The organism is Streptomyces sp. JLYT201, assembly GCF_059448825.1.
On sequence record NZ_CM182551.1, the window covers coordinates 6,733,632 to 6,758,584 of the forward strand.

5 protein-coding genes are annotated in these 24,953 nt (G+C 75.0%); all 5 read left to right on the top strand.

Annotated features, from left to right (window positions below):
• The first annotated feature begins 10 nt into the window (after positions 1-10).
• Complete coding sequence (locus AC5WAM_RS28515) at positions 11-10,342, top strand: type I polyketide synthase (RefSeq protein WP_495519282.1); 10,332 nt, start codon at positions 11-13, stop codon at positions 10,340-10,342.
• Positions 10,343-10,357: 15 nt separating this feature from the next.
• The gene (locus tag AC5WAM_RS28520; RefSeq protein ID WP_495519283.1) at positions 10,358-13,222 is read left to right on the top strand and encodes an aminotransferase class III-fold pyridoxal phosphate-dependent enzyme; all 2,865 of its coding nucleotides are present in this window, start codon (positions 10,358-10,360) and stop codon (positions 13,220-13,222) included.
• A gap of 70 nt (positions 13,223-13,292) precedes the next feature.
• Positions 13,293-14,804, top strand: coding sequence for an MFS transporter (locus AC5WAM_RS28525; RefSeq protein WP_366795767.1), 1,512 nt, complete (start codon positions 13,293-13,295; stop codon positions 14,802-14,804).
• Between the two features lie 250 nt (positions 14,805-15,054).
• Entirely contained in the window at positions 15,055-16,260 is a 1,206-nt protein-coding gene (locus AC5WAM_RS28530) for an acyl-CoA dehydrogenase family protein (RefSeq protein WP_172387679.1), read from the top strand.
• 218 nt (positions 16,261-16,478) lie between these two features.
• Positions 16,479-24,917 (top strand): type I polyketide synthase, encoded by an 8,439-nt coding sequence (locus AC5WAM_RS28535; protein WP_495519284.1) that lies wholly within the window; start codon positions 16,479-16,481, stop codon positions 24,915-24,917.
• The last annotated feature ends 36 nt before the right edge of the window (positions 24,918-24,953 follow it).

Below are 24,953 nucleotides of genomic sequence, written 5' to 3' on the forward strand. Positions count from 1 at the left end.
GCTGCCCGGGATGTCCAACTCCAACGAGCAGAAGCTTCGAGAGTATCTGCGGCGGGTCACGACCGACCTGCAGCGGGCGCGGCGGGAGCTGCACGACGTACAGACCGCCGCCCGCGAGCCGATCGCGATCGTCGGCATGGCCAGCCGCTTCCCGGGCGGCGCCCGCACCCCCGAGGAGCTGTGGGAGCTGCTCCGCGACGGCGGCGACGCCCTCACGGAGTTCCCCGACGACCGGGGCTGGGACCTCGACCGGCTCTCCGACCCCGACCCGGAGACGCCGGGCACCACGTACCTCACCAAGGGCGGGTTCCTGGCCGACGCGGCCGGGTTCGACGCCGAGTTCTTCGGGATCTCGCCGCGCGAGGCGCAGGCGATGGACCCGCAGCAGCGCGTCCTGCTCGAAGCGTCCTGGGAGGCCCTGGAGAACGCCCGCATCGACCCGGCGTCGCTGCGCGGCAGCTCGGGCGGCGTGTTCGTCGGCGTGATCCCGCAGGAGTACATGCCGCGCGCGGGGGAGACGCCCGAGGAGCTGGAGGGCTTCGTGCTCACCGGCGGCACCACGAGCGTCGCCTCGGGCCGCATCTCCTACGTGCTCGGCCTGCTGGGCCCGACGGTGACCCTCGACACGGCCTGCTCGTCGTCGCTGGTGTCGATGCACCTCGCGGAGCAGGCGCTGCGCAACGGGGAGTGCGACATCGCCCTCGCGGGCGGCGCCACCGTGATGTCGGGCCCCAGCGTGTTCGTGGAGTTCTCGCGGCAGCGCGGCCTCGCGCCGGACGGCCGCTGCAAGGCGTTCGCCGCCGCCGCGGACGGCACCGGCTTCTCCGAGGGCGTCGGCGTCCTCGTCCTCGCCCGCCTCTCGGTGGCGCGGGAGCGCGGCCTTCCCGTACTCGCCCTGGTCCGGGGCAGCGCGGTCAACTCCGACGGCGCCTCCAACGGCCTCACCGCACCCAACGGCCCCTCCCAGCAGCGCGTCATCCGCCAGGCCCTCGCCGACGCCGACCTCTCGCCCGCCGAGGTCGACGTGGTGGAGGCGCACGGCACCGGCACGAAGCTGGGCGACCCGATCGAGGCCCAGGCCCTGCTCGCCACGTACGGGCAGGCGCGTACGGACGGCTCGGACGACCAGCCGTTGCTGCTGGGCTCGTTGAAGTCGAACATCGGGCACACGCAGGCCGCCGCGGGTGTCGCGGGCGTCATCAAGATGGTCATGGCGATGCGGCACGGCGTGGTCCCGAAGACCCTTCACGTCGACGAGCCCACGCCCGCCGTCGACTGGACCGCCGGTGCGGTCGAGCTGGTCACCGAGGAGCGCCCCTGGCCGGAGACGGGACGGCCGCGCCGCGCGGCGGTCTCCTCCTTCGGGATCAGCGGCACGAACGCCCACGTCATCCTTGAGCAGGCCCCGGCGGAGGAGCCCGCGGCGGAGGAGCCCGCTGCGGTGGAGCCGACCGGTTCTTTGCCGGTGGTGCCGGTGGTGCTCTCGGCCAGGAGCGAGCTGGCGTTGCGGGTGCAGGCGGAGCGGTTGGCTGCCGTGGCCGGGGCGGGTGTGTCGCCGTTGGATGTGGGTGTGTCGGCGGCGGGTTCGCGGTCGGTGTCGTTCGAGCATCGTGCGGTGGTGCTGGCGGCCGACAGCGAAGAGCTGGTGGCGGGGCTGCGGGCGTTGGCGGTGGGTGAGTCGGTTCCGGGTGTGGTGTCGGGGGTGTCGGGTGAGGGGCGTACGGCGTTCTTGTTCACCGGGCAGGGTGCGCAGCAGCCGGGTATGGGGCGGGAGTTGTATGACACGTTCCCGGTGTTCGCGGCGGCTTTCGATGAGGTGTGTGCGGGGTTTGAAGGCCTGGTGCCGGGGTCGTTGAGGGAGGTGGTGTTCGGCGGGGCGGGGCTGGATGAGACGGGGTGGACGCAGCCCGCTCTGTTCGCGTTCGAGGTGGCGTTGTTCCGGCTGGTGGAGTCCTTGGGTGTGGTGCCGGACTGTGTGACCGGGCACTCGGTGGGTGAGTTGGCGGCGGCGCATGTGGCGGGTGTGCTGTCGCTGGGGGACGCGTGCCGGGTGGTGGCGGCGCGGGGTCGTTTGATGCAGGCGCTGCCCGCGGGTGGGGCGATGGTCGCGGTGCAGGCGGGTGAGGCCGAGGTCCTGGAACTGCTGGAAGGCCATGAGGGCGAGGCGGGGATCGCGGCGGTCAACGGGCCCACGTCGATCGTGATCTCGGGGGCCGAGGATGTCGTGACGGGGATCGCGGAGGTGCTGAAGGGGCGGGGTCGTAAGACGAACCGGCTCGCGGTCAGTCATGCCTTCCATTCGCCGTTGATGGATCCGGTGCTTGAGGAGTTCGCCGCCGTGGTGGGCGGGGTGGAGTTGCGTGAGCCGCAGATTGCGATGGCGGCGGGGGCCGAGGAGGTGTGTTCACCCGGGTACTGGGTGGAGCACATCCGGCGGGCGGTGCGTTTCGCCGATCACGTGGTGCGGCTGCGGGAGCTGGGGGTGTCCCGGTTCGTGGAGATCGGGCCGGACGGGGTGCTCACGGCGATGGGGGCGCAGAGTGTGGAGGCGTCGTTCACGGCCGTGCAGCGGCGTGGGCAGCCGCAGGTGCGGACCGTGCTGGCCGGGCTCGCCCGGGTGCACGCGGCCGGGCACGCGGTGGAGTGGGCGCGGCTGTTCGAGGGCACCGGGGCCGTCCTGGTCGACCTGCCGACCTACCCCTTCCAGCACCAGAACTACTGGATGGCGGGCCCCGCGTCCGGCGACGTCGTGTCGGCGGGGCAGGTGTCCGCGGGCCATCCGATGCTGGACGCGGTGGTGCGCGTCGCCGGTGCCGACGAGGTCGTGTTCACCGGGCGGCTCTCCGCGCGGACGCACGCCTGGGTGGCCGAGCACGAGCTGGGCGGCCGCGCCCTGGTGCCGGGCACCGCGCTGATCGACATGGCCATGTCGGCGGGCGACGAGGTCGGCTGCGCCGGTGTGGACGAGATGGTGATCACCGCGCCGCTGCGCGTCCCCGAGTCGGGCGGCGTCCGCGTCCAGCTCGTGGTGAGCGAGGCGCGGGACTCCGGCCACCGGCCGTTCGCGATCTACTCCTGCCCGGAGGCCGACCGGGACGCCGAGGAGGAGTGGACCTGCCACGCCACCGGCGTGCTCGCGCCCGAGGCCCCGGAGCCCGCGTTCGAGCTGGGCCAGTGGCCGCCCGCGGGCGCCGAGACCGTGGCGACGGAAGGGTTCTACGACCGGCTCGCGGAGAGCGGCTACGTCTACGGCCCGCTCTTCCGCGGCCTGCGCGCCCTGTGGCGCCGCGACGGCGACGCGGGCGCCGAGTTCTTCGCCGAGGTCGCGCTGCCGGACGGTGCGGACACGGCGCGGTTCGGCATCCACCCGGCCCTGTTCGACGCGGCCATCCACCCCCGTGTCGTCGCCGCGATCGCCGACGCGGGCGAGGACTTCACGCTCCAGCTGCCCTTCGTGTGGAACGGGATCCACCTCTACGCGACCGGCGCCACCGCCCTGCGGGTGCGCGTGGTCATCGACGCGGAGACCGACGGCAAGACGTCCTGCCAGGTGCAGCTCGCCGACGAGACCGGGCAGCCGGTCGCCGAGGTGCGCTCCGTGGAGGCCCGCCCCGTCTCCGCCGACCAGCCCGCCGGGCGGGACGAGACGGCCGGTTCGCTCTTCGGCGTGGACTGGGCGCCCGTCGAGGCGGCCCCGGCCGAACCGGCCGGTCGCTGGGCCCTGCTCGGCACCCCCGCCCTACCGGTCGCAGAGGCACTGCCCGTCGAGACCTGCGCGACCCTGGCGGACGCGGCCGGGGCCGACGTGCTCCTGTTCGCCCCCGCAGGGCAGGCGGACGCCGAGGTCGTGGCCTCCGTGCACGACACGGTCGCCGTGGCGCTCGACCTGGTGCGGGAGTGGCTGACCGGCGAGGCGTTCCTGTCGGGCCGCCTCGTCGTGGTGACCCGCGGCGCGGTGACGACCGGCCAGGACGGCGCCGCGCCGGACCTGGCGGGCGCCGCCGTGTGGGGCCTGCTGCGGTCCGCGCAGGCCGAGCACCCCGACCGGATCGTGCTCGTGGACGTCGACGACGACCCGGCCTCGCTCACGGCCCTGCCCGCGGTGCTCGCGGCGGGCCTCGACCAGGTCGCGGTGCGCGCCGGTGCGGTGACCGCGCCGCGCCTGGCCCCGCAGGCCCCGACGGACGCAGCGGGACCGGAGTTGGCGGCGGAGGGGACGGTGCTGATCACAGGGGGTACCGGTGCCCTGGGTGGTCTGTTCGCCCGGCATCTGGTGGGTGCGTACGGGGTGCGGCATCTGGTGCTGACCAGCCGCCGGGGCCAGGACGCGCCCGGGGCACGGGAGTTGGCCGAGGAACTGACCGGCCTGGGCGCCACCGTCACGGTCGCCGCGTGTGACGCCGCCGACCGCGACGCGCTCAAGGCCGTCCTGGACGCCATCCCCGCCCAGCACCCCCTCACCGGCGTGGTGCACACCGCCGGGGTCATCGACGACGGCATCATCACCGCCCTCACCCCCGAACGCCTCACCACCGTCCTGCGGCCCAAGGTCGACGCCGCCTGGCACCTGCACGAACTCACCCACGACCAACCCCTCGCCCTCTTCACCCTCTTCTCGTCCCTCGCGGGCACGCTGGGCAACGCGGGGCAGGCCGGATACACCGCGGCCAACCACTTCCTCGACGCCCTCGCGCAGCACCGCCGCGCCCACGGCCTCCCGGCGGTCTCCCTCGGCTGGGGCCTGTGGGACACCGAGGGCGGTCTGCAGGCCGGGGCCGCGGAGCAGCTGCGGCAGACGGGCCTGCGGCCCCTGACGCCGCAGTCCGGTGCGGCCCTGTTCGACCGGGCCCTCGCCCTGGAGAGCCCGGTCGCCCTGCCCGCGCGGCTCGACCTGCGGACGCTGCGGTCCGGCTCCGTGCCCGTTCCGGCGATGCTGCGGAGCCTCGTCGGCCGCCCGTCGCGCCGGGTCGTCCGCCAGGGCGCGGGCGACCAGCGGGAGCTTGCAGGACGGCTCGCCGCGCTGCCCGAGCAGGACCGGCACGAGCACGTCACCGAGCTGGTGCGGACCGAGGTGGCCGCCGTGCTCCAGTTCGGCGCGGGCGAGCGGATCAGCGAGAACGTGCCGTTCCGGGACCTCGGCTTCGACTCCCTGACGGCGGTCGAGCTGCGCAACCGGCTCACCGCGGTCACCGGCCTGCGCCTGTCGCCCGGCGTGGTCTTCGACTACCCGACGACCTCGGCGCTCGCCGCGTACGTCCTGGGCGAGCTGAGCGGCGACCTCGCGGCTCCGGCCGCGGCCGTCGCGGCGGCGGTCCCGGGCTCCGGCGGCGCGAACGAGCCCATCGCGATCGTCGGCATGGCCTGCCGCTTCCCCGGCGGGGCCAGCACGCCGGAAGGCCTGTGGCGGCTCGTCGCCGACGGCGTCGACGCGATCGGCGACATGCCGGACGACCGCGGCTGGGACATCGAGCGGCTGTGGGACCCGGACCCGGACAAGCCGGGCACCTTCTACACGCGGGAAGGCGGATTCCTCTACGACGCCGCCGAGTTCGACGCGGGCTTCTTCGGCATCTCGCCGCGCGAGGCCCTCGCGATGGACCCGCAGCAGCGCCTCCTCCTGGAGACCTCGTGGGAGGCCCTGGAGAGCGGCGGCATCGACCCGCAGTCGCTGCGCGGCAGCGACACCGGCGTCTACACCGGTCTGACCGCGCAGGAGTACGGCGCGGGCGCGGGCGCCGCCGAAGGGGGCGCCGAGGGCTACCTCCTGACGGGGTCCACGACGTCCTTCGGCTCCGGCAGGATCTCCTACGTCCTCGGCCTCGAAGGCCCGACGATGTCCATCGACACGGCCTGCTCCTCGGTCCTCGTGTCCCTGCACCTCGCCTCGAACGCGCTGCGCAGCGGCGAGTGCGGCCTCGCGCTCGCGGGCGGCGCGACCGTGATGGCCCAGCCCATCGGGTTCGTCGAGTTCTCCCGGCAGCGCACCCTCGCGCCCGACGGCAGGTCCAAGGCGTTCGACGAGTCCGCCGACGGCACCGGCTGGTCCGAGGGCGTGGGCCTGTTCGTCCTGGAGCGGCTCTCCGACGCCCGGCGCAACGGACACACGGTGTTCGCCGTGGTCCGGGGCAGCGCGGTCAACTCCGACGGCGCCTCCAACGGCATGACCGCGCCCAACGGCCCCTCCCAGCAGCGCGTCATCCGCCAGGCCCTCGCCAACGCCGGTGTCGCACCCGCCGACGTGGACCTCATCGAGGCGCACGGCACCGGCACCCAGCTCGGCGACCCCATCGAGGCCGAGGCCCTGATGGCGACGTACGGCAGGGAGCGGCCCGCCGACCGCCCGGCTTGGCTCGGCTCGGTGAAGTCCAACATCGGGCACGCCCAGCACGCCGCGGGCGCCGGCGGCCTGCTCAAGGCGATCATGGCCATGCGCCACGGCGTCCTGCCGAAGACCCTGCACATCGACAAGCCGACCTCCGCCGTGGACTGGGAGTCGGGCGCGGTCCAGCTGCTCACCGAGGCGCGCCCGTGGCCGGAGCTCGACCGTCCGCGCCGGGCCGCGGTCTCCGCGTTCGCGCTCAGCGGCACCAACGCCCACGTCATCCTGGAACAGGCCCCCGACGCCCCGGCCGGACCCCGGGCCGAGGTGTCCCTGCCGGTGGTGCCGTGGGTCCTTTCCGCCAAGTCGCCGCGGGCCCTGCGCGCCCAGGCCGAGCGGCTGCTCGCCCTCCTGGAGGCCGACACCGAGCCGGACCCGCTCGACGTCGGGTTCTCGCTGGCGCAGCGCTCCGCGTTCGACCACCGCGCGGTGCTCGTCACCGGCGGCGGCGCCGCGGCCCTGACCGGGCTGCGGGCGATCGCCGGGGCCGACGCGCCCGCCGCCGCGGACGGCCGGACCGCGTTCCTGTTCACCGGGGCCGCCGACGGCCCCGACCAGGTGCTGTACGAGACGCTGCCCGCGTACGCGAAGGCGTACGACGAGACCCTGGCGGGGCTCGGCGAACAGGGCGGGGACGCGGCCGGGTTCGCCGCCGAGGTGGCGCTGTACCGCCTGGTCAGGGCCTGGGGCGTCACCGTCGGCTGTGTCGCGGGCACCGGTGTCGGCGAGCTCGCCGCCGCGCACGTCGCCGGGGCCCTCTCCCTGGCCGACGCGGGCCGCGTCCTGACGGCGGAGGACGCGGCGGAGGTGACGTACGACGCACCGCGGATCCCCGTGGTGTCGCTGCGCACCGGCAGGCCGCTCACCGTCGACGACCGCCCGGGCCGCGACGGCGGGACCGAGGGCGGCGCCGCCGCCGCGCGGTGGCTCGCCGAGCACGGCGTGACCCGGTGCGCGGAGTCCGGCCCCCGCCGGGTGCTCCCGGACTCGGTGCTCCTGCTCGCCGAAGGACGCCCCTCCGTGCACGCCGTCCTCGACGGCGTGGGGGAGCTGTTCGTCGCCGGTGCGGCCGTCGACTGGGCGGCCGTGTTCGCGGGCACCGGAGCGGGCCGGACGGCCCTGCCCACCTACCCGTTCGAGCGCCGCAGGTACTGGGCCGCCGAGTCCGCCACCCCCGGCGGCGAGAGCGTCGAGGCCGGGCGGCACGCCCTGCTCGGCGCGGCCGTCGCCGTGGCGGGCCGGGACGAGACGGTGTTCACGAGCCGGCTGTCCCTGACCACCCACCCGTGGCTCGCCGACCACGTCGTCGCCGGGGTGCCGGTGCTGCCCGGGGCCGCCCTGGTGGACCTGGCGATCGGCGCCGGGGACGCCACCGGCTGCCCCGACCTCGCCGAACTCACCGTCACCGAGCCCCTCGTGCTGCCCGACCAGGGTGCCGTACGCGTACAGGTCGTGACCGGAGAGCCCGACGCGGCCGGGCGGCGGACCGTGGGGATCTACTCCCGGCCCGCCGAAGACCCGGGACGGGACGCCGACGGCACCGCCCCGGAGTGGGCCCGCCACGCCACCGGCGTGCTCGCCCCCGCCGCCGACCGGGCCGACACCGAACCGGCGCTCTGGCCGCCGACCGAGGCCAAGGCGGTGGACTGGGCGTACGAGGACCTCGCCGACGCCGGACACCGCTACGGCGAGGCGTTCCAGGGCCTCACCTCGGTGCTGCGCCGGGGCGACGAGCTGTTCGCCGAGGTCCGGCTGCCCGAAGGCCCGGCCGCGGACGTCGGCGGCTACGGGATCCACCCGGCCCTCCTGGAAGCCGCCGTGCAGCCGCTCCTGATCGGCGGGCCCGGGGCGGGCCCGGACGGCTCCGCGCTGCTTCCGCTCGCCTGGGAGGGCGTCGCCCTGCACGCCAGCGAGGCGACGGCCGTGCGCGTGCGCCTGGCTCCCGCCGGTGCGGACGCGTTCCGCCTGGAGGCCGTCGACGAGGCCGGGCTCCCCGTCCTCGTGGCCGCATCCGTGCGGCTCGCCCCGGCGGTCCTGACCCCCAGGGACGGCGCTGCGGCTCCGGTGTCCGCCGGTACGGCCCCGTTGTTCGCGCCCGAGTGGACACCGGTCGCACCGGTGTCCGACGACGAGCCGGAGAGCCTGCTCGCCCTGCTCGGCGACGCCACCGGCGACCTCGCCGGGATCGCGCCGCTGCGCTTCGACGGCGTCGACGAGGCGGCCGCGTCCTTCACCCCGTGGGACGTCCTCCTCGTCGAGCCGTCGGGGCCGGACCCGGCGGGCGACCCGGTGGCCGCCGCGCACCGGGCCGTGGCGCGGGCGCTGGACGTGGCCCAGCGCTGGCTGGCCCAGGAGGACCTGCCGGACAACCGCCTGGCCGTGGTGACCAGGGGCGCGCTGTCCTGCGGCGCCGACGACGAGGTGCGCGACCCGGCCGGGGCCGCCGTGTGGGGCCTGCTGCGCTCCGCCCAGGCGGAGCACCCCGACCGGATCGTGCTCGTCGACCTGGACGACGACCCGGCCTCCGTCGACCAGCTGCCCCGGGTGGCCCAGGCGGGCGAGCCCCAACTGGCAGTCCGCGCGGGAGAGTTGTTCGCGCCGAGGCTCGTTCCCACGGCCGCGGCCGAAGCGGCGCCGCCCGCCCTCGTGGACGGCGGCACCGTGCTCGTCACCGGCGCCGACGGGGAACTGGGCGCCCTGTTCGCCCGGCACCTGGTCACCGCGTACGGCGTGCGGCACCTGGTGCTCGCCGACCCGCACGGCCCCGGCTCGCCCGCCGAGGGGCTGCGCGACGAACTCACCGGCCTGGGCGCGAGGGCCACCGTGGTGGCCTGCGACCTGGCCGACCGCGAGGCCGTGCGCGCGCTGCTCGCCGACATCCCGGCCGAGCACCCGCTCACCGGGGTCGTCCACACCGAGAACGTCCTGGACGACGGGGTGTTCACCGCGCTCACCCCGGAGCGCGTCGCCGCCGTGCTGCGGCCCAAGGTCGACGGGGCCCGGCATCTGCACGAGCTGACGGCCGACGCCCCGCCCGCGCTGTTCGCGCTGTTCTCCTCCGTGGTCGGCCTGCTCGGCAGCCCCGGGCAGGCCAACTTCGCCGCGGCCAACGCCTACGCGGACGCCCTTGCCGCACACCGCCGCTCCCGCGGGCTGCCCGCGGTGTCGCTCGCCTGGGGCCGGATGGTCGAGGGCGGGCAGCCGGGCCTGCGGGTGATCGCCGGGGAGGAGGCGTGCGCGCTGTTCGACGCCGCCCTCGCCACCGGGCTCGCCGTGGTCGCGCCCGCGCCGCTCGACCTGGCCGCCCTGCGCCGCGACCCGGCGCAGGTCCCGGCGGTGCTGCGCGGGCTCGTGCCGCGCGGCGAGCGCCGCCGGGCCGGCGCCGACAAGCCGGGCGACCGGTTCGCGGACATGGGCCGGGCCGAGGCCGAGGCGTACCTGCGGGACCTGGTGCGGGCCGAGGCAGCCGCGGTGCTCGGCCACGCGGCACCGGACCACCTCCAGTGGGAGGTGTCCTTCCGGGACTCCGGCTTCGACTCGCTGTCCGCCGTGCAGTTCCGCAACCGGCTCGGCGAGCGGACCGGTCTGTCCCTGCCGACGACGCTGGTCTTCGACTACGCCTCGCCCGGGGCGCTCGTCGACCACCTGCTGGAACGCCTCGCCCTCACCGACGGCGTCAGCCGGCGCTCCGCCCTGGCCGAACTGGACAAGCTGGAGGCCGTCCTGATGGCCGTCCCGGTCGGCGCGGAGGCCGACGAGGAGTCCGGCCGCACCGAGATCGCCGCCCGGCTCAACGCCATCCTCACCCGCTGGAACAAGGCCTGGACCGACGCGCGGCCCGACGCGGTCCCCGGCACCGGCGACACGGACCTGGCCGCCGCGATCGAGACCGCGACGGAGAACGAGGTCTTCGACTTCATCGACCGGGAACTCGGCCGCGCTTCCGCCCAACCGAACCGCTGACCACCAGGAGACACGGTGAACTCACCCACCCGATACGCCGAAGCCCTACTGACCGGCATGCTCGGCACCTTCGGCCTGAACCTCGAGTACGTCCGGGCGGAGCGGAACTCCCTGTACTACCTGGACGAGAGCGGCACCGAGGTGCCGGTGCTCGACCTGGTCGGCGGCTGGGGCTCGCTCATGCTCGGCCACAACCACCCGGAGATCGTGGCGCACGCCAAGCAGCTCCTCGACACCGGCGTGCCCGTGCACTCGCAGTTCTCCGAGCACCCGACCGCCGACCGGGTCGGCGCGGTCCTGAACGGCATACTCGGCCGGGAGTTCCCCGGCGCCGAGCCCTACCCGGTGATCTTCGCCAACAGCGGCGCGGAGGCCGTCGAAGCGGCCGTCAAGCACTGCGAGTTCGACCGCGTGCTGCGGCTGAAGAGCCTGTTCGAGCAGGTCGAGTGGAACGTCGACGCGGCCGTGAAGGCCGTGGGCGACGGCTCCGCGCAGCTGCCGGACGACACCTCCCTGCTGCCCGGCGACGTGCCGGTGCCGACCACCGCCGAGGAGTTCGGCGCGCTGCTCGGCGCGGTGGCCGCGCACAACATCGGCCTCGCGGGCACGAGCCCGGTGTTCTTCGCCCTGGAGCGCGCCTTCCACGGAAAGCTCCTCGGCAGCACCCAGTTCACCTTCAACCCGACGTTCCGCGCGGCGTTCGCCTCGCTCGGCCTGCCCGTGACCTTCGTACCGCCGAACGACGCGGCGGCGCTGGAGAGCGCCCTCGCCGAGCACCGGCTCGCCGCGCTCGACGTCGAGGTCGTGGACGGCAGGGTCACCCTCGTCGAGCGGCCCTTCCCCGTCGTCGGCGGGCTGATCGTGGAGCCGATCCAGGGCGAGGGCGGGATCCACGCGCTGACGCCCGAGTACGCCGCCCGCGTCCGGGAGCTCTGCGACGCGGCCGGGTGCCCGGTCATCGTCGACGAGATCCAGACCGGCATGGGCCGCACCGGGAAGTTCTTCGCCAGCTCCCACATCGGGCTGCTCGGCGACTACTACCTCCTCGGCAAGTCCCTCGGCGGCGGCATCGGCAAGACCTCCGCCATGCTGGTCCGGCAGTCGCGCTACCGCCCCGAGTTCGAGCTGGTGCACAGCTCGACCTTCGCCAAGGACGGCTTCACCACGGCCATCGCCCTGCGCACCCTCGAACTTCTCGAAGCCGACGGCGGCGCCGCCTACGACCTGGCCGCCGAGCGCGGCGAACGCGTCCTCGGCGTGCTGCGCGAGCTGGCCGAGGAATACCCCGACGTGGTGCTCGACGTCCGCGGCAAGGGCCTGCTCATCGGCCTGGAGTTCGCCGACCAGAGCCAGGCCGCATCGCCGGTCATCCGCGAGAAGGCGGCCGCGGGCCTGCTGGTCTTCCTGATCGGCAGCTACCTCCAGCTGGTCCACCGCATCCGCACCGGGCCGACGGCCAGCGTGCCCAACATGCTGCGGATCGAGCCCTCGATCCACCTCACCGACGCGGAGATCGAGCAGCTGCGCACCGGTCTCACCGCGGTCTGCGAGATCCTGCGCCACCAGGACGCGCTGCCGCTGATCCACCCGCTGACCGGCGCCGCGGGACAGCCGCGCGAGATCCGGGACTTCCGTACGCGACCGGCGGAGGCCGCCGCGCCGGAGCCGGCCGCGCCCGCCGAGCCGGCCGCCCACAAGGTCGCGCTCGTCAGCTACCCGCTGACTCCGGACACGCTGCGCGAGCTCGACCCCTCGCTCGCCGACCTGGACGACGCGGCGCTGCTCGCCTACGTCCAGCGCTCCGAGCTGCTCAAGGACCTGCCCGCCACGGCCCCGGTCCGCTACACGTCCCCGCAGGGCGCCTCGGTCGACCTCACCGTCTACCCGCTCCTGGTGTCCCAGCACCAGCTGCGCGCCTACCGGACCACCGGGCAGACCTTCCTGATCGGCCTCGACCTCGACCGCCGGGTGCGCGCGGCCAAGGCGGACGGCCACGAGACCGTCGGCATCGGCTTCGGCCTCGGCACGGTGAGCGAGCACGGCGGCGCGCTGCGGGTGCCCGGCGTCACGGTGACCGCGGGCAGCACCCTCGCGGTCGGCGCCACCCTGGCCGCGCTCGAACAGCCCGCGCTCGCCCGCTTCGGCGACCTGGCCGGGCTGACCGTCGCGGTGGTCGGCGGCGGTGGCCGCGTGGGTTCCGCCCTCGCCGCGCTCAGCGCCGAGTACGTCGCGCGGATCGTCCTGGTGGGCAGCGGCCGGGAGGGTTCGGCCGAGCGGCTGCGCGCCACCGAGCACCGGATCTACCAGGACGCATGGACGCGGATCGCGGCCGGGGGCGAGCTGAGCGGCATCGCGGCGGCGCTGTCCGCCGAGCCGCTCGTCACCAAGTGGCTCGCCGACGGGCGCTCCGGTGACGAGCCGAGCGCCGAGGCCATCGCCGCGCATCTCGCTGATTCCTACGACGTCAACCCGTTCGTCGTCGCGACCGACGACCTGGCCGAGGCGCGGAATGCGCACGCGGTGATAGCGGCGCATTCGAGTCCGGTTCCGGTTCTCGCGGAGAAGCATCTCGCCCAGGGCGCGATCGTCGCCGATCTCTCCTTCTTCGGCACCGGTGCGGAATCGGCCATTGTCGCCGGGCGGGACGATTTGCTTTACATCCGGGGTGGTGTTCTTTCGGTACCGGAGGATACTATTCTGCCGCGTGGTTTCAATGGTCCATTGAACACGGGTGAATTGCTGGCGGGGACTGCGGAAGCAATCGTCCTCGCCCTGTCCGGCGCTGGCGGAACGTTGAGCGAAGGCGCCATTACCCAGGAACGGGTGCACGCAATCATCGACCTCGCCCAGCAGCACGGGTTCGAGGCGATTTCCACCTGACGTCTGCCGGGAATTCAGCTCGCCGGACCATCGGCCGATGGTCCGGCCTGATCGACAAAGGGTAAGTGGAATGTCAGAGTCAGCAGAATCCGGAGCAAAGGTGGCGGCGGAACTCTCGTCCGATCCGCACTACGCCAAGCGCTGGTTAATCCTCGCCGTCATCGGGGTCGCCCAGTTCACGATCTTCCTGGACACCACGGTCGTCAACATCGCGCTGCCGTCGGCCCAGGCCGACCTCGGGTTCGGCGACGGCGACCGGCAGTGGGTGGTCACCGCCTACGCCCTCGCCTTCGGCAGCCTCCTGCTGATCGGCGGCAGGATCGTCGACCTGATCGGCGCCAAGCGGTCGCTGATGATCTCCATCGTCGGCTTCGGCCTCATGTCGGTGCTCGGCGGCGCGGCCAACGGCTTCTCCATGCTGGTCACGGCGCGCGCGTTGCAGGGCGCCTTCGCCGCCCTGGTCGCACCGGCCGCGCTGTCGTTCCTGCTGACCGTGTTCAAGGACCCGAAGGAACGGGTCAAGGCCTTCGGCGTCTACGGCGCCCTCGGCAGCGGCGGGCTCGCGCTCGGCCTGCTGCTCGGCGGTGCCCTCACCGACTGGCTCGACTGGCGCTGGTGCCTGTACGTCAACGTCGTCTTCACGGCGGCGGTGTTCGTCGGCGCGATGCTGACCATGCACAACCGGCAGGCGGAGCACCGTCCCGACAAGCTCGACCTGCCCGGCACGGTGACGGCGTCCGTCGGCCTGTTCTGCCTGGCCTACGGCCTGTCCAACGCCGACGACGGCGAGTGGGGCGGCACCGACGTATGGGGCCTGCTCCTCGCGGGCGGCGTCCTGCTGGTCGCATTCGTCCTGTTCGAACTCCGTACGCGCACCCCGCTCCTGCCCATGCGGATCGTGCTGCACCGCAACCGCGGCAGCGCGTATCTGGGCATGTTCCTGCTGGGCATCGGCCTGTTCGTCCAGTTCCTCTTCCTGACCTACTACCTCCAGTTGATCCTGGACTTCTCGGCGATCGAGAGCGGTCTCGCCTTCCTGCCGATGATCGTCGGCATCGCGATCGGCGCCACCACCATCCCGCCGGTCCTCGAACCGAAGCTCGGCTCGCGCGTGCTGATCCCCGGCGGCCTCGTCCTCGCCGCCGTGGGCTCGTTCTGGCTCGGCCGGCTCAGCGTCGACAGCTCGTACGCCACCGGCATCCTCGCGCCCATCTTCATCGCGGGCGTCGGCTTCGGCCTGGTGGTCTCCCTGGGCGCGGCGGTCGCCACGGTCGGGGTCGAACCGCAGGACGCCGGAGCCGCTTCGGCCCTGGTCAACACCGTGCAGCAGGTGGGCGGTTCGATCGGCACCGCGCTGCTCAGCACCCTGGCGATCACCGCGGCGGACAACTTCGTCGAGGGCAAGCAGCCCACGCCGCAGCTCGCCGCGGAGGCGTCCGTGGAGAGCTACACCACGGCCTTCTTCTGGGGCGCGGTGGTCTTCCTCGCGGGAGCGGTCATCTGCGGCCTCCTCTTCGACCGCCATGTGACGGCCCAGGCCGACGCGGAGGTGGGAGGGGCGGCCCCCGTCCCCGGGGTGTGAGACCAGCGCCCCAAAGGGGCGCGGGGCTGCGTCGATATGCGGCTCCGCCGCGCGGGCGCGACGAGCCACGATGCACCCGCAGGCGAAAGGCGGGCGCATCGTGGCAAGACGCGATGCGGCCGCCCCGCTGGTACTTGGTCCCAAGTACCAGCGGGGCGGCCGCATTTGGTATCCGGGGCCCCTGGGGCCGCAAGGCCCCACTGGATTGACTAGCCCGCACGGAGTGATGCGACCTACCGAGGAGGACTTCGTGACAGCAGTGGCCGGTGAGCGGGCTGACATCACAACCGGAGCGGCAGCGGTGGACGCGGCGGAGCTGTTGCGCCGGGCCCGCGAGCTCGCTCCGCTGATCCGCGAGCACGCGGTGAAGACCGAGCAGGACCGCAGGCTCGCGGAGGAGGTCGTGGTCGCGCTGCGGGACGCCGGTCTCTTCCGGCTCACGACGCCGACCCGGTTCGGCGGCTACGAGCTGCCGATGCCCGACCTCCTGTCGATCATCGTCGAGGTCGGCAAGGCCTGCGGCTCCGCGGGCTGGAACCTGTCCATCGACACCGCGTCGACCCGGTTCGCGCTGAACGCGCTGCCGGAGACCGCCCTGGAGGACGTGTTCGAGGGCAACCCCGACGCGTACGTGATCTCCACGGCGCACCTGTCCACCACCAAGGCGTGGCGCGCCGAGGGCGGGTTCAAGGTGACCGGCACCTTCCCGTGGAGCTCGGGCTGTGAGATCGCGGACTGGGCGTACATCCCGGTCGTGCACGTCTACGACGGCGACGAGCAGACCACGGACCTCGTCGGCGTCGTGGTGCCCATGAGCGACCTGCGGATCGAGCGGACCTGGCACTCCGCGGGCCTGTCCGGCTCCGGCACCCACACGGTCGTGGCCGAGGACGTGTTCATCCCGGAGCGCCGGGCGACCCCGTTCAGCCTCACGGACCTCGTGGGCGAGGACCACCGGGACAGCATGCTCATCCAGGGCAGCGCGCAGTCGCTCGCCGCGATCGTCGGGGCGGCCCACGGCGCCCTGGAGGTCACCAAGGCGCACCTGGACAAGGGCCGTCCGATCACGTACGCCAACTTCGAGCGGGCCGCGGACGCGCCCTCGGTGCAGATGTGGTTCGGCGAGGCCGCGCACCTCATCGAGACCGCCCAGCTGCATCTGACGGAGGTCGGCAGGGCGCTCGACGGCATTCCGGAGACCCAGCAGATGCCGTGGGCGGACCGGGCGCGGATCCGCATGCACGAGAAGTCCGCCCAGGAGAAGTCGCGGGCGGGCGTGGAGAAGCTCCTCGACGCGGTCGGCGGCAGCGCGTTCGCCCTCTCGAACCCGCTGCAGCGCCTGTGGCGTGACATCGCGGTGATGAGCCGGCACAACGCGCTGAACGCACCGCTCATCCTGGAGGACTACAGCCGTGCCGTCCTCGATGTGCACCCGGCGGTGACCCTGCTCTACTGACGCCATTGGTCCGGCCTCCGAAAAGAGAGGCAGGACCCCCGCGTCGCCTGTGCGCCGGTATTATCCGTGGCCGAAAGAATACGGTCACTGGGTAATGCCGGTGCGCCTTTTTGTAGGGGCCTTCTTTCCCTTCGCTGTTCCCGGCCACCAGATTCCGGATCGCGTTTTGGGACCGGGCGACAAGCCGGGGCGTCCGTACGCATTGTTGACTGCCTGGCATGAGACAGATCGCCGTGGTCGGATTGGCTTGTCGGTTCCCTGGGGCCAGCGACGGCCACGAGTTCTGGCGCTTGCTGCGGACCGGGACCGACGCGATCCGCGAGGCCCCCGACGACCGCTGGCGCGGCGCCGAACTGCCGCACCGGCTCGGCGGGTTCGTCGACGGCGTCGACCGGTTCGACGCCTCCTTCTTCGGCGTCTCGCCGCGCGAGGCCGCCGCGATGGACCCGCAGCAGCGCCTGATGCTGGAGCTGTCCTGGGAGGCCCTGGAGGACGCCCGGATCGTCCCCGCCACGCTCGGCGGCGGCGACACCGGCGTGTTCGTCGGCGTCATGTGGGACGACTACGCGGCGCTCCAGGACCGCCTGGGCGCGGCCGGGATCGGCCGCCACACGATGACCGGCACCCGCCGCAGCATCATCGCCAACCGCGTCTCGCACCACCTCGGCCTGCGCGGGCCGAGCCTCGCCGTCGACACCGCGCAGTCCTCCTCGCTCGTGGCCGTCCACATGGCGTGCGAGAGCCTGCGCCGCGGCGAGTGCGGCGTGGCCGTCGCGGGCGGCGTGAACCTCAACATCCTGGCCGAGACGACGCTCGGCGCCGCCCGGTTCGGCGGCCTGTCGCCGGACGGCCGCTGCTTCACCTTCGACCGGCGGGCCGACGGGTTCGTCCGCGGCGAGGGCGGCGGCGTCCTGGTGCTGAAGCCGCTGGCCGACGCGCTCGCCGACGGCGACGACGTCTACTGCGTCCTCAACGGCGGCGCCATGAACAACGACGGCGCGGGCGAGGGCGAGCACGCGGGCCTGACCGTGCCCAGCGCTTCCGCGCAGGAGGAAGTCGTCCGGCAGGCCTACCGCCGCGCCGGTGTCGCCCTGCGCGGCGTGCAGTACGTGGAGCTGCACGGCAGCGGCACCCGGGTGGGCGACCCCATCGAGGCCGCCGCGCTCGGCGCCGCCCTGGGGCACGCCCGGCAGCCGGACGCCCCGCTCGCGGTGGGCTCGGTCAAGTCCAACATCGGGCACCTGGAGGGCGCGGGGGGCATCGCCGGGCTGCTCAAGGTGGTCCTCAGCATCCACCACCGGCAGCTGCCGCCGAGCCTGCACTTCACCGCGCCGCCCGCGGACATCCCCCTCGACGACCTGCGCCTGCGGGTGCAGACCGAGCTGACGCCGTGGCCCGAGCCGGACAAGCCGCTGGTGGCCGGGGTGAGTTCGTTCGGCATGGGCGGCACGAACTGCCACCTGGTGGTCAGCGAGCCCCCGGCCGCCGCGACCGGCGCCACGACCGCCCCGGCGACGGGTGCCACGACCGGCCCGGTGGCCGGTGCCACGACCGCCCCGGCCGTCGGCTCGGCTGCCGGGGCGACCACCGCCCCGGCCGTCGAGGCGCGCCCGGCCCCCGCCGCCCTCGCCTGGCCGGTCTCCGGCCGCACCCCCGAGGCGCTGCGCGCCCAGGCCGCCCGGCTCCTCTCCTTCGTCGACGCGCGGGCGGCGGCGCCCGCCGCGGACATCGGCCTGTCCCTCGCCACCACCAGGACCGCCTTCCGGCACCGCGCCGTGGTGACCGGCGGCGACCGGGACGAACTCCGCGCCCGCCTGGCCGCCTTCGCCTCCGGCACGGCCGTCGCCGGAGTGGTCGAGGGCCAGGCCACGGCGTCCGGCAAGACGGTCTTCGTCTTCCCCGGGCAGGGCTCGCAGTGGGCGGGCATGGCCGTCGGACTCCTGGAGTCCGTACCGGAGTTCGCCGCGTCGATGCGCGCGTGCGAGGAGGCCTTCGCGCCCTACGTCGACTGGTCCCTGGACGAGGTGCTGCGCGACGCGGCGGCCCTGGAGCGGGTCGACGTCGTCCAGCCCGCGCTGTTCGCCGTGATGGTGTCCCTGGCCGCCGCGTGGCGCTCCTGCGGGGTCGAGCCCGCGGCGGTCGTCGGGCACAGCCAGGGCGAGATCGCCGCCGCCTGCGTGGCGGGCGCCCTGTCCCTGGAGGACGCCGCGCGCGTGGTGACGCTGCGCAGCCGGGCCATCCTCACGCTCTCCGGGCGCGGCGGCATGGTGTCGGTCCTGCGCTCCGCCGCCGAGGTGCGCGACCGGATCGCCGAGTGGGACGGCGCGGTGTCGATCGCCGCGGCCAACGGCCCGTCGTCGGTGGTGCTCTCCGGCGACGCCGACGCCCTGGACCGGCTCGTCGAGCAGTGGACCGCGGAAGGCGTCGAGACCCGCAGGATCGCCGTCGACTACGCCTCCCACTCCGCCCACGTGGAACAGATCGAGGAACGCCTCCGCACCCTCCTCGACGGGATCAGCCCGAGGACGTCGGCGGTGCCGTTCTACTCCACGGTGACCGGCGGCCTGCTGGACACCGCCGGGCTCGACGCGGCGTACTGGTACCGCAATCTGCGCCGGACCGTGGAGCTGGAGCGGGCGACCGAGGCGCTGGTCCGCGACGGGCACGGCGTGTTCGTCGAGTGCAGCCCGCACCCGGTGCTCGTGCCGCCGCTGCGGGAGACGGTGGAGCGGGCCGGCGTCGCGTCCGCCGTCGTCACCGGCTCGCTGCGCCGGGGCGAGGGCGGCCCCGAGCGGTTCCTCACCTCGCTCGCCGAACTCCACGCGCGCGGCGCCGAGGTGGACTGGCCGCGCGTCTTCGCCCTGCGCGGCGCCCGGACGCTGCGCCTGCCCACGTACGCCTTCCAGCGCCAGCGGTACTGGCTGGCCGAGGCCACGGCCGGGCCCGCGGCCCCCGACGTCCCCGAGTCCCCGGGCGCCGAGCCCGCGACGGCCGCCGCCGCGGTGGCGGCCCCCGCCCTCCCCGCCGGGCCCGGGCTGCTGGCCCTCGTACGGTCGACGGTCGCGGTCGTGCTCGGGCACGCGGACGGCGACGCGGTGGAGCCCGGCACGACCTTCAAGGAGCTCGGCTTCGACTCGCTGTCCCTGGTGGAGCTCCGGGACCGGCTCAGCACGGCGACCGGAATCGCGCTCCCGGCCGGGACGCTGTTCGGCCACCCGACACCGGCCCGGCTCGCCGACCACCTGCGGACGCTGACGCCCGGAGGGGAGCGGACCACGGACGCGCCGCCGCCCGCTGCCCCCGCCGCGGCGGCCGACGAGCCCATCGCGATCGTCGGGATGGCCTGCCGCCTCCCCGGCGGCGTCGCCTCGCCGGAGGACCTGTGGCGCCTCGTCCTGGAGGGGACCGACGCGATCTCGGAGTTCCCCGCCAACCGGGGCTGGGACACCGACCGGCTCTACGACCCCGACCCGGACCGGGCGGGCACGTCCTACGCCCGGCACGGCGGATTCCTGCACGACGCCGACCGGTTCGACCCCGAGTTCTTCGGCATCTCGCCCCGCGAGGCCCTCGCCATGGACCCGCAGCAGCGCCTCCTCCTGGAGACGTCCTGGGAGGCCCTGGAGCGGGCCGGGCTCGACCCCGCGGGGCAGCGCGGCGCGTCCGTGGGCGTGTTCGTCGGGGCGATGGCGCAGGACTACGGGCCCCGGCTGCACGCCGCCCACGCCGAGTCCGACGGCTACCGCCTCACCGGCAGCACCATCAGCGTGGCCTCCGGCCGCATCGCCTACACGCTCGGTCTCCAGGGCCCCGCCGTCACCGTGGACACCGCGTGCTCCTCGTCGCTGGTGGCGCTGCACCTGGCGGCGCAGGCCCTGCGCGCGGGGGAGTGCTCGCTGGCCCTCGCCGGAGGCGTCGCGGTGATGTCCACGCCCGGCATGTTCGTGGAGTTCAGCAGGCAGCGCGGCCTCTCCGAGGACGGCCGGTGCAAGGCGTTCGCCGCCGGGGCCGACGGCACCGGCTGGGCCGAGGGCGCGGGCACCGTGGTGCTCGAACGGCTCTCGGACGCGCGGCGCAACGGCCACCGCGTCCTCGCCGTGGTGCGCGGCAGCGCGGTCAACCAGGACGGCGCCTCGAACGGCCTCACCGCGCCGAACGGCGTCGCCCAGGAACGCGTCATCCGGCAGGCGCTCGCCGGTGCCGGGATGTCCGCCGCCGACGTCGACGTGATCGAGGCGCACGGCACCGGCACGACGCTCGGCGACCCGATCGAGGCCGACGCCCTCGCGGCCACGTACGGCCGCGGCCGGGCACCGGAACGCCCGCTGCTGCTCGGCTCCCTGAAGTCCAACATCGGCCACGCCCAGGCCGCCGCGGGCGTGGCCGGGGTGATCAAGACGGTGCAGGCCCTGCGGCACGGCACGGTCCCGCGGACCCTGCACGTCGACGAGCCGACGCCGCACGTGGACTGGGCCGCGGGCGGCCTGGAGCTGGTGACCGAGGCGCGCCCGTGGCCGGAGACGGGCCGCCCGCGCCGGGCCGGGGTGTCCTCGTTCGGCATCAGCGGCACCAACGCCCACGTCATCATCGAACAGGCCCCGCAGGAGCAGGAGCAGGAGGCGCGGCCCCCGTCGGCGCGCCCGGAGCCCGGCCCCGTGCTGCCCTGGGTGCTCTCCGCGAGCGCGCAGGACGCCCTCGCGGACCAGGCGGCGGCCCTGCTGTCCTTCCTGGACACGCACCCCGGACTCGACCCGGTGGACGCCGGGTTCGCGCTGGCCGCCGCCCGTTCCGGGCTGCCGCACCGGGCCGCCGTCGTCGCGGCGGACCTGCCCGCGCGGCGCCGGGGCCTCGCGGCGCTCGCCGAGGGCAGCGACGCCCCCGGCGTGGTGCGCGGCACCGCGCGCGAGCCGGGCGGCATCGTGTTCGTCTTCCCCGGCCAGGGCTCGCAGTGGGCCGGGATGGCGGTGGAACTCCTCGACACGGCACCGGTGTTCGCCGCGTCGATGCGGGCGTGCGCCGAGGCCCTGGCCCCGCACGTCGACTGGGACCTGTTCGAGGTGCTGCGCGACGCCGCCGCCCTGGAGCGGGTGGACGTCGTCCAGCCCGCGCTGTTCGCGGTGATGGTGTCCCTCGCCGCGCTGTGGCGCTCCTACGGCGTGGAGCCCGCCGCGGTGGTGGGCCACTCCCAGGGCGAGATCGCCGCCGCCTGCGTCGCCGGGGCCCTCGGCCTCGCGGACGCGGCGAAGGTCGTCGCCCTGCGCAGCAAGGCCATCCTGGCCCTGTCCGGCACCGGCGGCATGGTCTCGGTCGCCCTGTCCGAGGACGCGGCCGCCGAACGCCTGCGCCCGTGGGAGGGCCGGATCTCCGTGGCCGTCGTCAACGGCCCGGGGGCGGTCGTCGTCGCCGGAGCCCTGGACGCCCTCGACGAACTCGTCGCCTCCTGCGAGGCCGACGGGGTGCGCGTCAAGCGGCTCCCGGTGGACTACGCCTCGCACTCGGCGCCCGTCGAGCGGATCGCCGACGACCTCGCCGCGCTCCTCACCGGCCTCGCGCCGCGCCCCGCGGCGATCCCGTTCTACTCGACGGTCACCGCCGACGTCCTGGACACCACCGCCCTCGACGGCGCGTACTGGTACCGCAATCTGCGCCAACAGGTCCGCTTCGCCGAGACCGTGAGGGTGCTCGCCGAGCGGGGGCACTCGGTGTTCGTCGAGGTCAGCCCGCATCCGGCGCTGACGACCGCGGTCGAGGACCTGGTGGACCACGCGGTCGCCGTCGGCTCCCTGCGCCGCGACGACGGCGGCCAGGAGCGCTTCGTCACCTCGCTCGCCGAGGCGTACGCACGCGGCGTACGGCCCGACTGGCGGGCCGTCTTCCCCGGCGCCCGGCCCGTCGACGTCCCCACCTCCGTGTTCCGGCGGCGGCGCTACTGGCTGGAGCCCGCGCGCACCGACGCGGCCGCGGACGTGGCGGCCGCGGGCCTCGCCGCCGCCGACCACCCGCTGCTCGGCGCGGTGGTCGAACTGCCCGACTCCGGCGGCGTCGTCCTGACCGGACAGCTCTCCGCGCGGACCCAGACGTGGCTGGCCGACCACGGGCTCGGCGACACGGTGGTCCTGCCCGGCGCGGCCTTCGCCGAACTGGCGATCCGCGCGGGCGACGAGGTCGGCTGCGACCAGGTGGCGGACCTGACCTGCGAGGTGCCGCTGGTCCTGCCGCCGCACGGCGCGGTCGCCGTCCGGGTCACGGTCGGCGACGAGGACGAGTACGGCCGCCGCCCCCTGGCCGTCCACGCCCGCCCGGCGGACGGCTCCGGCGGCTGGACCCGGCACGCGAGCGGCCTGCTCGCCTCGGGCCCCGCCGAGGAGTTCGACCTGAGCGCGTGGCCGCCGCCCGGCGCCGTCGCGGTGGACTGGGACGGCGGCTACGACCGCTGGACCGAGCTCGGCTACCGCTACGGCCCGGCGTTCCAGGGCCTGCGCTCCTGGTGGCGGCGGGGCGCGGAGACCTTCGCCGAGGTCGCCCTGCCCGAGGAGGTCGCGGCGGACGCGGGCCGGTTCGGACTGCACCCGGCGCTGCTCGACGCGGCCCTGCACGCCGCCGTCGGGGACGGCCCGGACTGCCGCCTGCCGTTCTCCTGGCAGGGCGTGTCGCTGCGGGCCACCGGCGCGGCCGCGCTGCGGGTGTGGATCACCCCTGACGGCCCGGACACCCTCGCGCTGCGCCTCGCCGACGCCTCCGGGGCGCCGGTGGCCTCGGTGGAGGCCCTCGCGCTGCGGCCGATGCCCGCGGGCGAGCTGACCGCGGGGCCCCCGGACGCGCTGTTCCGCGTGGACTGGACCGAGGCGCGCACACCGGAGGCCCCCGAAGCGGCCCCGTCGTGGGCGGCCGTCGGCACCGACGACCTCGCGACCGGCGCGCCCCTGCACGCAGGACTCGACGCGCTCGCCGCCGCGGGACCCGTGCCGCAGACCGTCCTCGCCCCGGTCACCGAGGCCGACCCCCACGCCGTCGCGGGCCGCGCGCTCAGCCTGATCCAGGAGTGGCTCGCCGACGACCGTTTCGCGTCGTCGAAGCTGGTCTTCGTCACGCAGGACGCGATGGCGGTGGACGAGCCCGCGACGGGAGCGGCCGTCAGGGGCGCGGGGAACTGCGCGACCGGCCACGGCGCATCCGCAGACGAACGGCGGCCCGACGCGGCACATCCGGCGGAGCTCACCGGGCTGGCGGGCACCACGGCGTGGGGCCTGGTCCGCACCGCGCAGCGGGAGCACCCCGACCGCTTCGCGGTCGTCGACCTGGATGCCCACGCGGCGTCCACCGCGGCCCTCTCCACCGCCCTGGCCGCGGCCGAACCCCAGCTCGCGCTGCGCGAGGGGAGGCTGCTCGTGCCCAGGCTCGCCCGCGCCACGGGCCTGCCGACGGCCCGGCCGGACCTGGCGCGGGGCACGGTCCTCGTCACCGGCGCCACCGGCACCCTCGGCGGCCTCTTCGCCCGGCACCTGGTGACCCGGTACGGCGCCACGCGGCTGCTGCTCACCAGCAGGCGCGGCCCCGACGCCCCCGGCGCGGCCGAACTCGCCGCAGAGCTGACCGAGTTGGGCGCGGACGTCACCGTGGCGGCCTGCGACGTCGCCGACCGGGACGCCCTGGCCGCGCTCCTCGCGACGGTCCCCGCCGACCGGCCGCTGACCGGCGTGGTGCACGCCGCCGGGCTGCTCGACGACAGCGTGCTCGAAGCGATGCGGCCCGAGCAGCTGGGCCGGGTCCTCAGGCCCAAGGCCGACGCCGCCCTCAACCTGCACGAACTGACCCTCGGGCTCGACCTGTCGATGTTCGTGCTGTTCTCCTCGGTCGCCGGGATCCTCGGCCTCCCGGGGCAGGCCAACTACGCCGCCGCCAACGCCTTCCTCGACGCCCTCGCGCAGCGCCGTGCCGCGCGGGGCCTGCCCGGCGTGTCGCTCGCCTGGGGCCTGTGGGCCGAGGCCAGCGGCATGACCGGCCACCTCGCGGACGCCGACCTGAGCCGGATGCGCCGCGCCGGACTCGCGCCGCTGACGTCCGCGGAGGGCCTGGCCCTCTTCGACGCGGCGGTGTCCTCCGCCGCGCCCCTGCTCGTCCCGGCCCGCCTCGACCCGGCGGCCGTACGGGCCCAGGGGGCGGTGCCCGCGCTGCTGCGCGGCGTGGTCCGCGAGCGGGTCCGCCGCGCCGCGGCGGCCACCGGCGGCCCCGCCGGCCCCGCCCCGCTCGGCGAGCGCCTGGCCGCGCTGTCCGCCGAGGAGCGCGCGCAGGCCCTCCTCACCTTGGTGCGCGAGCACACCGCTACCGTCCTGGCCCACGGCGCGCCGGACGGGATCGACCCGGGCCGCACCTTCAAGGAGCTCGGCTTCGACTCCCTGACGGCCGTGGAACTGCGCAACCGCCTGGGCACGGCGACCGGCCTGCGGCTGCGGGCGACCCTGGTGTTCGACTACCCGACGCCGTCGGCGCTCGCCGCGCACATCGGCGCCGCGCTCGGCCCGGCCGCGCCCGCCGTACCCGAACCGGCCGAAGAGGCCGCGGCGGCACCGGAGTCCGCACCGCCGGGCGGCGAGCTCGACGGTCTTGAGCTCGCGGAGCTCTTCGATCTCATCGATGGCGAACTTGGCACGTCCTGAAGCGGGGGTCTTGTGACTAACGAAGAGAAGCTGGTC